Origin of the sequence: Roseateles oligotrophus, assembly GCF_025717515.1 — a bacterium.
In the GTDB taxonomy this organism is placed as follows: Bacteria; Pseudomonadota; Gammaproteobacteria; order Burkholderiales; family Burkholderiaceae_C; genus Paucibacter_A; species Paucibacter_A oligotrophus.
This window is the reverse complement of sequence record NZ_JAJIRN010000009.1, coordinates 144,428-156,637: the sequence shown is the minus strand read 5'-3', so window position 1 is coordinate 156,637 and position 12,210 is coordinate 144,428. Positions and strand designations below refer to the sequence as shown.

General features: G+C 64.9%; 8 protein-coding genes. 4 read left to right on the top strand and 4 right to left on the bottom strand.

Annotated features, from left to right (window positions below):
* Nucleotides 1-7 precede the first annotated feature (7 nt).
* The gene (locus LNV07_RS19970) at nucleotides 8-988 is read right to left on the bottom strand and encodes a potassium channel beta subunit family protein (RefSeq protein WP_263572938.1); all 981 of its coding nucleotides are present in this window, start codon (nucleotides 986-988) and stop codon (nucleotides 8-10) included.
* Between the two features lie 112 nt (nucleotides 989-1,100).
* Here LNV07_RS19970 and LNV07_RS19965 point away from each other — a divergent pair, with 112 nt between their 5' ends.
* Nucleotides 1,101-2,339, top strand: a complete 1,239-nt coding sequence (locus LNV07_RS19965) for an FAD-dependent monooxygenase (RefSeq protein ID WP_263572937.1) — start codon at nucleotides 1,101-1,103, stop codon at nucleotides 2,337-2,339.
* On the opposite strand, the gene LNV07_RS19960 is transcribed toward LNV07_RS19965, so the two are convergent.
* The 3 genes from LNV07_RS19960 to LNV07_RS19950 are packed head-to-tail and all read right to left on the bottom strand — an operon-like array spanning nucleotide 2,340 to nucleotide 7,786.
* On the bottom strand, nucleotides 2,340-2,888 hold the full coding sequence (locus LNV07_RS19960; RefSeq protein ID WP_263572936.1) for a hypothetical protein: 549 nt from the start codon (nucleotides 2,886-2,888) through the stop codon (nucleotides 2,340-2,342).
* 32 nt (nucleotides 2,889-2,920) lie between these two features.
* Nucleotides 2,921-3,721 (bottom strand): carbon-nitrogen hydrolase family protein, encoded by an 801-nt coding sequence (locus LNV07_RS19955; RefSeq protein ID WP_263572935.1) that lies wholly within the window; start codon nucleotides 3,719-3,721, stop codon nucleotides 2,921-2,923.
* A 12-nt stretch (nucleotides 3,722-3,733) separates the two neighbouring features.
* Nucleotides 3,734-7,786 (bottom strand): YhdP family protein, encoded by a 4,053-nt coding sequence (locus tag LNV07_RS19950; protein WP_263572934.1) that lies wholly within the window; start codon nucleotides 7,784-7,786, stop codon nucleotides 3,734-3,736.
* A 152-nt stretch (nucleotides 7,787-7,938) separates the two neighbouring features.
* On the opposite strand from LNV07_RS19950, the gene glnE reads away from it, so the two are divergent.
* From glnE to LNV07_RS19935, 3 genes are read left to right on the top strand one after another with little or no spacing between them, the layout of a single operon-like run.
* Nucleotides 7,939-10,713, top strand: coding sequence for a bifunctional [glutamate--ammonia ligase]-adenylyl-L-tyrosine phosphorylase/[glutamate--ammonia-ligase] adenylyltransferase (gene glnE / locus LNV07_RS19945; RefSeq protein ID WP_263572933.1), 2,775 nt, complete (start codon nucleotides 7,939-7,941; stop codon nucleotides 10,711-10,713).
* Complete coding sequence (gene rrtA / locus LNV07_RS19940) at nucleotides 10,692-11,285, top strand: rhombosortase (protein WP_263572932.1); 594 nt, start codon at nucleotides 10,692-10,694, stop codon at nucleotides 11,283-11,285. The genes glnE and rrtA overlap by 22 nt, the downstream gene beginning before the upstream one ends.
* 7 nt (nucleotides 11,286-11,292) lie before the next feature.
* Nucleotides 11,293-12,207 carry a DMT family transporter gene (locus LNV07_RS19935; RefSeq protein WP_263572931.1) on the top strand — a complete coding sequence of 305 codons (915 nt, stop codon included), beginning with the start codon at nucleotides 11,293-11,295 and terminating at the stop codon, nucleotides 12,205-12,207.
* Nucleotides 12,208-12,210 lie beyond the last annotated feature (3 nt).

The window sequence follows — 12,210 nt, the reverse complement described above, 5'->3', positions numbered from 1 at the left end:
GGTCAATCTATTTGGCCAAAGGCAAGGTGATCGCGTCGATGCGCGCCAACAACTCGGGCGTCAACTTTGGCGTCAATGCCAGCGCGCCGAGATTGTCTTGCAGCTGAGCCAACTTGCTGGCGCCCAGAATCACGGTCGAGACGCGCGGATTGTGATTGGCCCAGGCGATCGCCAGTTGCGCGACATTGCCGCCCAGATCGGCCGCCACCGCCGCCAACTGCGCCACCGCCGCGTTCTTGGCCTTGTCGGTCAAGCCCTCGACCATCCAGCTCATATTGTCGAGCGCACCGCGGCTGCCCGCTGGCACGCCATCCTTGTACTTGCCGGTCAACAGGCCCGAGGCCAAAGGACTCCAAGTCGTCAGGCCCAGGCCGAGGTCCTCGTACAGCCGCGCATATTCCTGCTCGACCTTGCTGCGGTGGAAGAGGTTGTACTGCGGCTGCTCCATCACCGGCTTGTGCAGGTGGTGGCGCTCGGCAATCTCCCAGGCGGCGCGGATATCGCTGGCCGACCATTCGCTGGTGCCCCAGTAAAGCGCCTTGCCTTGAGTGATCATGTCGCTCATCGCGCGCACGGTCTCCTCGATCGGCGTGTGCGGATCGGGGCGGTGGCAATAGACCAGATCGATGAAGTCCAGCTGCAGGCGCTTCAAGGACCCGTCGATCGCCTGCATCAGGTATTTGCGGTTCAGCGTGTCCTTGCGGTTGACCGGATTGCCCTCGCCCCCCAAGCCCCAGAAGAACTTGGTCGAGACGATGTAGTTCAGCCGCGGCCACTTCAAGGCCTTGAAGGCCTCGCCCATCACGATCTCGCTCTGCCCCAGGGCATAGACCTCGGCGTTGTCGAAGAAGTTGACGCCGGCATCAAAGGCGGCGGCCAACATTTCCGAGGCCGCCTTGATATCGACCTGCTTGTGGTAGGTGACCCAGGAGCCCAAGGAGAGTTCGGAAACTTGCAGGCCGCTGCGGCCCAGACGACGGTATTGCATGGGGATTCTTTCGGAGGTGGACGAAGACAGGGCGACAGCGTAGCGCAGCTCGGCCGCTATAGTCTGGGCCAGCCCCAATTGCCCGCAGCAGCGGAGACGAGATCAACACGCTATGCGCACAATTCACCCGCCCGATGCCGCCTCGGCAGCCTCCGCCGACCGCTTGCGACTGGCCGTGGTCGGTGCCGGCCCGGCCGGCCTGACCTTGGCACTGCTTGCGGCGCAACTCTTGCCGGACGCTCAAGTCACCCTTTTCGACGCAAGGCCGCTGGAACGCGATATTTCGGGCGACCCTCGCACCTTGGCGCTGGCGCTGGGCAGCGTGCAATTGCTGCAGCGCATGCAGGCCTGGGACGCGAGCGTGGCGCAAGCGATTCTGACGGTCAGCGTCAGCCAGGCGCCACCAACGCTGAGCCACCCCTTCTTCGGTGCGACCCATGAGCCGGCCGTCGCGCTGAGTGCGGTCGAACAGGGCGTTAGCCAATTGGGCGCCGTGCTCGGCTACGGCCAATTGGTCGCGCCACTGCAGGCGCGCTGGCTGGCACGCGCTGCACAGGAGCCGGACCGTTTGAGCAGCCGCTTCGGCACGCCGGTCCAAGGGCTCAAGGCCTTGGCGGATGGGGTGGAAATCGATGCCGAGATTGCCGAGCAATTCGATCTGGCCGTGGTGGCTGAAGGTGGCGTGTTTGCCGAACAGGCGCGTAAAACCATCGCGCATGACTATCAGCAAAACGCCTGGGTCGGCACGCTGACCTTGGCCGCCGACAGCCCGCTCGGCGCGGCCTATGAACGCTTCACCCGCCACGGCCCGCTGGCCTTATTGCCCTTGCAGCCCAAGGACGGCCTGCGCCGAGCAGCGCTGGTCTGGTGCGTGCCGCAGGCCGAGGACGAGGTCGCCGGCTTGAGCGACGAACAGCGCCTGATCGTGCTGCAAAGCATGCTGCCCGACAGCGTCGGGCGCTTGCAAGCGATCAGCCCGCTGAAATGCTTTGCGCTGGGCTTGAATGCCGAGCGCAGCCTGGTGGCGGGCCGCATCGTGCGCATCGGCAATGCCGCGCAGACGCTGCACCCGGTCGCCGGCCAGGGGCTGAACTTGGGGCTGCGCGATGCCTATGCGCTGGTCGATGCCTTGCGCGCCGGCGGCAATATCGAGGCGGCGCTGCGTCGGGTCGAATGGCAGCGTGCACCGGATCGCTGGAGCATGATCGCCACCACCGATTTTCTGGCCCGCAGCTTCGCTTGGACGTGGCCGGGGCTGCCGATGGCACGCGGTCTGGCGCTGGCAGCCTTGCAGATGGCGACGCCGCTGAAGAAGGCGCTGGCCCGGCAGATGATGTTTGGCAGAAGGTGATCAGTTCAACGCCAGCGCAATCAGATCACGCAGCATCAAATTGACATTGCTGCGCACCGCGCCCTCGGTGGCCAGGCGCAGGCGCTCGTTCGGGTCCACCATGGCCTCGGTGAATTCGGTCGCATAGAGGCTGCGCAGGCGGCGCTGGTAGACCACCGTGCCGCTGCGCTTTTCCACCACCGTGTAAGCCAGGGTGAGGGCTACCTTGGTGTTCAAGCCCAGCATCGGTTGCTCCAACTCGATCAGTTGGGTGTCCATTTGGTAAGCGCCCGCGCCGGGCCGTAGCGCCAACATGCCGGTGGCGCGCAGTGACTCCTCGATCGCCTCTTGCAGCGCCGCATTGCTGATTTTGCTGCCCCACATAAAGCCGGTCGGCTGCCCACCGGTGACCGGCGACAACAAGATCTGACCCTTCAAACGATCGGGTACCCAGCCGCGCATCTGCAGGCTGGTCTGCGGGCTCAAAGCGAGGTTGGGCGCATCGGTGGCCGTGCCGCAGGCGGCCAAGCCGATCAACAAGATCAGCCCAAGCAGGAATCGACTTGTCATTGCGTCCTCACTCCAAACTCTTCAACTCAGGCCTACAGCCTGCGGTGCTGCAGCGCCGGCAATTGCCGCCTGACCTCGCCCAAGCGCTTGGCGTCCACATCGGCAAGCACCAAGCCTTCGCCCTCGGGCAAACAGCCAAGCACTACACCCCAGGGATCGATGATCATCGTGTGGCCCCAGGTTCTGCGGCCATTTTGATGCAGTCCGCCCTGGGCCGGTGCGATGACATAGGCCTGATTTTCGACCGCTCGTGCGCGCAGCAGCAATTCCCAATGAGCCTGGCCGGTCACATAGGTGAACGCAGCGGGCACGCTGATCAAATCGACCGGCGCCAGCGAGCGGTACAGCTCGGGGAAGCGCAGGTCGTAGCAAACGCTCAAGGCCACACGCAGCGGCCCCGCCTGCACCGCCACCGGCTCATTGCCGGCCTCCAGCACGCGGCCTTCGTCATAGCTTTCGCTACCATTGTCGAAACGGAACAGATGAATCTTGTCGTAGCGCGCCACTTGGCTGCCGTCCGGCGCATAGACACAGCAGGCATTGCGGACCCGCTCGGCCGAGGGCGTGCGCAAGGGCAGCGTGCCACCAATCAGCCACAAACCCAGGTCGGCAGCGGCCTGGCTCAGCATGCGCTGGATTGGCGCATTAGCATCGCCGGGCGTCTCGGCCAGCGCCAGCTTATCGCCGTCGGCCTGGCCCATCAAACAAAAATACTCGGGCAGCGCCACCAGCTCGGCACCTTGGCGCCCGGCCTGCTCCAGCCAATGGCGGGCGCGCGCCAGATTGACGACCGGATCGGGGCCGGAAACCATTTGAACGGCGGCAATCTTCATAGCGGCAACTCCTCAATGGGCACTGGCGGCTGGCGCCGCCGACGATGCCGCCGACGCCGGCTGCGCCGCGTCAAATAGAGCACTCTGATGTTCGACCCGCTCGACCTTGGGGTCCACCCAACTGCCGGTGATGCGGAACTCACGCGTGTTGGCGGCCGCGATCGGCTTGCTCAAGATCAGCTGCGCCAAAAATGTGCCCAGCCCGATCGCCGGGTTGATGGCGATATAGGCCAGCGAAGCGCCGCCGGTATTGAATTCGGGCACCACCAGCACGCGCAGATTCTGCGTTTCGGCCGCCAAGTCGGCTTGGCCCTCGACCAAGACGGAAGCCTGCACACCGCGCGTGCGCAAATTGCTGCTGCGGGCCACGCCTTGCTCGATCTTCACATCGCCGGTGACGCCGTCAAAGGTGAACCCTTCGGAAAACACATCACGGAAGTCAAACAAGAAACGGCGAGGCAAGGATTGCAAACTCAGCACCCCCATCAAGCGCCCGACACCGGGCTCAACATTGAGGAACTGCCCCGACTCCAGCGTCACCTTGAACTGCCCGTTCATGCTGGCAAAGTCCGGCGACAAGGGCTCACCCTGCCAGCCTAGTTGACCCACCATTTGGCCACGCCCGCCGCGCAAAACCCGCCCCTGGCCGAGGCGTTCCAACATGTCCCCGGCGTCCAGCAAGTCAAGCTTCCAATCCAGTTGGGTGCGCCGCTGCGCACGCCCGGCCTCATTCAGCCATTTGCCGGTCGCATTCAGCACCGCATCGGGCGCCTTCAGTTGCAACTTGCTCAAACGCCAGTCATGCGCCGGCCCACTGGCACTGGCCTCGATCTCGAGCCGGCCCAGGCGCTTGTCGCGCAGCTCGAAATCGTCGATCACGATATCCAGATCGGGCACGCTACCGGGCTGGCTGTCCAGGACCTGCCCCACACCGTCGGCCTCATGCTGCGGCAACGACAAGCGGCTCAGCCGTGCATAGACACGCCCAGCCTGCCCGCCCGGCCCGGGCTGAGCCGCTTGCAACTCTACAAAACCCGCCATCTGCGACGCGTCCATCGTGAAACGCCAGGTGCCAAGCGCGGGCGCCGGTGCCTGTGTCACGCCGGCCACCACCTTGGTCAGCGTACGGCCCGCCATACGCAACTCGTTGGCCCGCAGCGCGATCTGGGTCGGTGCATAGGCATTGACCAAGCCATTGGCTGGGGCGCTGCCCGGGGCGGCGGGCTGGTCAAAGAGCCGCTTCAGCAGACTGTGCCAAGCGTCCAAATTGACCCTATCCAGATTGGCCTGCAGTTGCACGCCGGCGATGGGTAGGCCGGGCAAGCTGTCTTGCACTGCCAAGGCGCCGCGCAGAACCCGTCCCGGCGTGACCGACATATCGCGCTGGTAATGCGCTTGCAGCAGATTGCCCAACTCGAAGCGCAGCTCATCGCGATTGCCCTCACGACCCAGATCCGGCTTGAGCTGCAGGCGCAACGGCAAGGCCGTGGCGGCATCCTTGTGCAGCGGCGCCGGCAAGTCCAACCCCAAACCGAGCAGACTGCTGGTCAGTGAAAAGTCGGCCTGCCCTTGCAGCATCCCGATTTGCAGTCGATAGCTCGCCTGGCCGCTGGCCACTTGCGCCAGCTTCGCGACGCTGCCCAACTCGGGCATGCGCCGCAGGGCTTCGGCGGTGGCCACGCCGGTCACGGTAAAGCGCAGGCCTCCATCCGCTTGAGTGCCGCCCTCAACCGCCAACTCACCACCCAAGGCACGCGCTTGTACGCCCTGCAACTTGACACCCTGACGGTCAAACTCGACGCTGCCTCGCGTCTGGGTCTGCAAGGGCAAGTCGGGCCGCAACCGTAAGTCGCCACCCAGCAACTGCACCGCACCTTTGACGACCGACTTGTCCAAATCATTCAGCGGCAGGTTCAGACTCAGCCGCAGATTCGCCGTGCCGCCGGCCGTCGCGGCCGCCAACAAACCACCGCTGGCCTCATTGACCGGCGACTGCCGCACAAACTGCAAGAGATCGGCGCCCGGCCCGCTGCCCTGTCCTTCAATCTCAAGCCTGTGTTTCAGCAACAAGTCCTTGATGCCGCCCTTGATGCCCGTTAGCTCGTAGGCGAATATCTTGGCCCGACCATTTTTGATCTGCATGCTGCCGCGATCGAACACCAACTCGGCATTGACATGCTCCAGCGCCGGCCAATTGGAGGGCCGCCCCTCGGCGCCGGGCACATAGAGCAGATCGACGTCGCGCGCCTGCGTCGTGATGCGGAACTGCCCGTCACGCTCTTTGTCTCCATCAAACGGAAATTTTGCCAACTCCCCGCGCAAGCGCACATTGATCGCCCGAGCCTCGCCGCCCCTGATGGCATCGCGCAGATAGTCGAGGGTATGGTCGCCGACCGCCAGCGGCAAATAATTCCGAATCTTGACGGCATCGATCTTGTCGAATTGCCCGGTCAGCTCCAACCAGCCCGGCAAACGGTTTTGCCCCGCCCGGTTGCCACTGCGCCAGACCGCATCAAACTCGCCGCGCAGGTCCTGGTTGGCCAACTCCAGGCGGCTGACACGCAACTCGATTTGCGCCGGCAGCTTCGGGCGGGCTTCAATCCGCCAGTCCAGTTTGGCGCTCATGCGCTGAATCGGCGGCAACGCTTGGCGGAACACGCCGGGCAGTTCGAGCGCGCCATCGGCCATGTTCAGTTGCGCCTGCCCACCTCGCTCATTGGCATCGAGTTGCAGCGTCAACCCGCTCAGACCCAGGCGCTCGGGCCCCGGTTCCGCGCCTTCCTTGCGCCCGCCCAGGCGCAGGCCTTCCAGCCGCCCTTTGACTTGGTAGCGCCGCGGCTCAATCACCGACCCATCCCAACTCGCGCTGAGCCGGCTCAAGACCCCCTGCGGCGCCATCTCGGCCAACCAGGCATGGGTCTCGGCCTCGAAGGGCAAGCGCTGGGCGAGTTGGTTCATCAAAGCCAAGTCCAGCCGCTCGGCCGACAACTCACCGCCAATGGGCAAACCGGGTTCGCTCTGCCCGGGTGCAACTTTGGGCAGGCGCAGCGCCAGCTTCCAGTCCGAACGCGGCCAGACCACGCCGTCGCCACTGACAAAACCCAGCTTGCTCGCCTGCAGGCTGAGCGTTTGCGCTTCATGCAGGAACTGCAAACGCCCCTCAATTTTTTCGAGATCCAGCATCTCGGCTTGCGGTGTCAGGCGCAGCTTGACGGTGCGCAAGGCCATGTCCGCCGTCACCCCATGCGGGCTGCCATGTTTGAATTCAATCCAGGCGCGCAAGGCGCCGTCGCCCTCGCTCAGTTCGAACGGCAAGTCGATATGGCGGCGCAACTCGCGCAGATCGGCGCGCGGCAAATCGGCAAAGAGCTGCCCGGTCCAGCCCTGGAAGTCACTGGGCCGCCCCAACAGTGCCTGAGTGAAGCGCCCTTGCAGGCCAAAACGCTGGCCCCATTCGGGTGGCGGTGTCGCGTCCAGGCGCAACTCATGGCGACGCACGCCATTGCGCAAGACCAAATTCAGTTCCGATAACTCCAGTGCCTGCGTGGCCCGGCGTTCATCGATCCAGCGCACCCGCCCATTCAGGATCACGAACTCATGTTGCGCGAGCAGCCAGTCGGCCCATTCCTCGGCCAAACCGGTGGACTCGGTCTGCACCGCTTCGTCGACACTCAAACCCGCCACAAAGAAGCGGCCCTTGGCGTCGCGCCTGACCTCGACCTGCGGCGCGTCGATCAGCAATTGCTCGAATCGCAGATTCAAGCTCAGCAAAGAGCGCGCCGACAAGGCCGCAGCCACCTTGGGCAAGCGCAGCGCTTCGCGCCCACTGGGGTCGAGCAAGCGCACCTCGCGCATCTCGATCGCCGGGATCCAGCCCCCGGACGTGACCTTGATGCTGCCGATGCGTACCGGAGCCCCTAAAGCATGTGAGGCGTGGCGCTCCAGTGCCGGACGCCATTCGTCGATGTGCGGCAGAATTGCCCAGTGCAAAACCAGCCAAGCCACCACCACCAAGCCCCACGCCAGCAAGAGCAAGGCCAAGGCCCATCCGATCAGACTGCGCAATAGGCGGCCGGGTCGTTTGAGCCAAAACAGGCGCGTGGACAGTGGGGATGGCTTTACTGACATTAAAAGGGGAGCAAGCCGTGAAGCAGAGTTCAAGTAGTTGGAAGCCGGCCACCATGGCCCTGAGTGCTGCCACCCTAGCATAGCGAGCCATGACAGCCATTGATTCCCCCATTGTCCCCGAGACTGCACCCGCCGCTTTGGCCGAACACAGCCGATTTGTGCAGCGAGTTCGGCGCCGTTATGCGGCCGAACTGAGTTTGCTGCCGGCGAGCCTGCCGGACCGGAGCGCCATCGAACAATTGGTTGCCAAATTGCAAGCCGCCGGCCGCCCGCTGGCCGCCGCGCTGCGGGTGGCTCGCCACCTGGTGTTGGAGCGCCTGGCGGTGCTGGACATCGAAGCCGGCGCCGCGATGGACGAAATCACCGAGGCGATGACCAGCTTGGCCGAGGTGACGCTGTGCCTGGCTTTGCAACAGGCCCGCGCCGAGCAAGACCTGCTCAGCGGCGCGGCCCGCAACGAGGCCGGCGAGGTAATCGAATTCTGGGTGCTCGGCATGGGCAAGCTGGGCGCGCGCGAGTTGAATGTGTCGTCCGACATCGATCTGATCTATGTCTACGACGACGATGGGCAAACCGAGGGCAATGCCGCTGGAAAGGGCTCGATTTCGGCGCATGAATATTTCGCGTTGGTCGCCAAACGGCTTTATGCGCTGATCGGCGAGGTCACCGATGACGGCCAGGTCTTCCGGGTCGATCTGGCGCTGCGACCAAACGGCAACTCCGGCCCGGCCGCCGTCAGCATGGCGATGCTGGAGGAGTATTTCCTGGTACAGGGCCGCGAGTGGGAGCGCTTTGCCTGGCTCAAGAGCCGCGTCGTCGCGCCGCTGGAGTCGGTGCAGATGGGCCGCGCGCTGGGCCTGCGCTCCTTGGTGACACCTTTTGTTTACCGCCGCTACCTGGATTACGGCGTCTTTGAGGGCTTGCGGCAATTGCACCGCAAGATCCGTGACGAAGCACGCTCACGCGCCGTCGGCCGACCCGAGCGAGCCAATGATGTCAAGCTCTCGCGCGGCGGCATTCGCGAGATCGAGTTCACCGTGCAACTGCTGCAAGTGGTGCGCGGCGGCCAGTTCCCCGAGATCCGCACCCGCTCGACCGTCAAGGCGCTGGCTCGGTTGGCCGAGCGCGGCCTGATGACGGCCGACGCGGCCGAAAAGCTCAGCGCCGCCTATGTCTTCTTGCGCCGGGTCGAGCACCGCATTCAGTTCCTCGATGATCAGCAGACGCATTGCCTGCCGAGCAGCGATGAGGACTTGAAATGGATCGCCCGCAGCATGGGTCTGACCTGCCAAAAAGAAGCCTGTGAACTGCTCGACCGGCTCGGCGAGGTGCGCGAAATCGTCGCCAATGAGTTCGACGCGCTATTGCACGACGGCCATGCGCCGGCCCATAGCAGCAATGGCTGCCGCAGTTGCAATGGGCCGGCCTTGCCGGTGGACGCGGAAGAGTTCTTGGCCAAATTGCCGGCCGAGTTGGCCACGGCGGTCAGGCGCTGGGCCGAACAGCCGCGCGTGCAAAGCCTGCGCGAGGAGTCGCGCCTACGCCTAGCCAAGCTGGTCGGGCGGGCCGCGGTTGCCGTGCGTGACGAAGCTTGCAGCATGGCGGCGGCGCTGCGCTTTGTCGACTGGATCGAGCCCCTGCTGCGGCGCGAAAGCTATCTGGCCTTGCTGGTCGAGCGGCCGGCGGTGCAGACAAGGCTGCTGCGCTTGCTGGGCCTGGCGCGCTGGCCGATGCGCTATTTGATGCTGCACCCCGGCGTGATCGACGAGCTGGCCGATAGCCGCCTGCAGCATGAGCGCTTTGACGGCGCCGGCTTCTTGAAAGATCTGCAAGATCGCCACGCGGCCTGGGAGCGCGGTGGCGAGGCGCATGAAGAGGCGCTGCTCGACACCCTCCGGCGCGCCCACCAGGCCGAAGTGTTCCGCACGCTGGTGCGCGACATCGAGGGCGAGATCACGGTCGAGCAGGCCGGCGATGAGTTGTCGGCGCTGGCCGATGCGATTTTGCAATGCACGATTGATTGGACCTGGGCGCGGCTCAAGCAGGCGCACCGGCCGACGCCGCGCTTTGCGGTGATCGCCTATGGCAAGCTCGGCGGCAAGGAGCTGGGCTATGGCGGCGACCTCGATGTGGTGTTCCTGTTTGACGACGCGGACGAAGCCGACAAAGACCTGGTGCCCGAGATCTACGGCGCCTTTGTGCGCAAGCTGATCACCTGGCTGACCGTGCGCACCTCGGCCGGCGAGTTGTTCGACATCGACACCGCGCTGCGCCCCAACGGCAACTCCGGCATGCTGGTGACCTCACTCGCCTCGTTCGAGAAATACCAGACCGGACGCGGCAGCAACACCGCCTGGACCTGGGAGCATCAAGCGATCACAAGGGCGCGCTTTTGCGCCGGTGACCCGGCCTTGGCCGAGCGCTTCGAGGCCGTGCGCCGCCATGTCTTGACCGCGCCGCGCGACCATGCGGCACTGCGCGTGGAGATACAGGCGATGCGCGACAAGGTGCGTGCCGCCCATCCCATCAAGGCCGGCAAATTCGACGTCAAGCACAGCCCCGGCGGCATGATGGACGCCGAGTTCGCGCTCCAATACCTGATCTTGGCCCATGCCGGCGCGCACCCGGAGTTGATCGCCAACGCCGGGGCGATTGCGCTGCTGCAGCGCGCTGAAGCAGCCGGCCTGTTACCGGCCGGCGTCGGCGCCCGGGCCGCCAATGCTTACCGCGAGCTGCGCCGCGCTCAGCACAAGGCAAGACTGGATGAGCAACCCACCGCAGTCGAGGCGGCGGACTTGGCGGCACTCGGCCTGGACTTGCACCGCAACGCCGTGCTGGCCCTGTGGCAGGCGGTCTTCGTCTGAGCCAGGCGAGCCATGCCTGGGGGGCCTTCGGGGCCTTCTTGGGCGTGGCCGCCTTGCTGGCATGGAGTTGGCCAAGCATAGGCCTGGACTGGCAGCCGCAGTTGGCGGCCACCGAACCCTGGCGCGCCTGGAGCGCTGCTTTTGTGCATTGGAGCCGCCAGCATTTATGGGCCAATCTATTGGCCTGCGCCGTTGTCACCTGGTTCGGCTGGGGCGCGCGCGTACCCAGTCGCTGTGCCTGGGCCTGGTTCATCGCCTGGCCCTTGACGCAACTGGCGCTGCTGCTGCAACCCACGCTGCTGCACTTTGGCGGTCTCTCGGGTGTGCTGCATGCCGGCGTGGCGGTGGTGCTGGTGGAGTTGCTGGCTAGGCAGGGGCGCGAGCGCCTGATCGGCGCCGGCGTCACGCTGGGCTTGCTCGTCAAGCTCTGGCAAGAGCAGCCGCTGGGCCCGCCCATGCGCCAAATGGCCGAATGGGACATCGCCGTGGTGCCGTTTTCACATTTGACCGGCGCGCTGGCCGGTGCGCTCAGCGCCCTCGGCTTGCTATGTCTGGCGCGGCGCCGGGCATAGTCCGGCCATGAGTGATTTGCGCAAAACACATCTCGACCGCGTCGCGGTCATCAGCCTCTTGCTGTGCTGCCTCTTGTGGGGCCTGAATCAGGTTGCGGCCAAAGCGGCCCTGAGCGAGATCGGCCCGCTCTGGCAGGCCGGCCTGCGCTCCCTGGTCGCGGCGCTCTTGGTTTGGGCCTGGGCGCAGGCGCGCGGCATCAAGTTGTTCGAGCGCGACGGTAGTCTGCGTGGTGGCCTGTTGGCCGGGCTGTTGTTCGGTCTGGAGTTCGCCTGCGTTTTTGTCGGCCTGCAATACACCAGCGCCTCGCGGATGGTGGTGTTCATCTATCTCAGCCCCTTTGTGGTGGCGCTGGGCATGCCTTTCATTGCGGCGTCGGAACGCTTGAATGCGCGTCAAGTGAGCGGCCTACTGCTGGCTTTTGTGGCGGTGGCCTGGGCGTTCTCGGAGGGCTTCGGCCAAGCCAACGGCAACCCAAGGCAATGGATGGGTGACGCGCTGGGCGTGTTGGCGGCGCTGTTCTGGGGTGGCACCACACTGACCATCCGTGCCAGCGCCTTGAGCCGAAGCTGCGCCGAAAAGACGCTGTTCTACCAGTTGGGCGTATCGGGTTTGGGCCTATGCCTGGCGGCGGCCCTGAGTGGCGAGGCTTGGCCGGCCGTTTGGACCTTGCGCCTGAGCGGCTTGATCCTATTTCAAACCGTCATCGTCAGCTTCGCCAGCTATTTGCTGTGGTTTTGGATGGTGCGGCATTACCCGGCCACCAGACTGGCAAGCTTCACCTTGGCGACACCGATGTTTGGCCTGCTCGCCGGCGCCTTGCTGTTGAATGAGGTCATCACGCTGCGGCTGATATTGGCGCTGATTGCGCTGGGAATCGGGCTTGTTCTGGTCAATCAGCGGCCGAAGCGGCAGGCAAAATAGAAC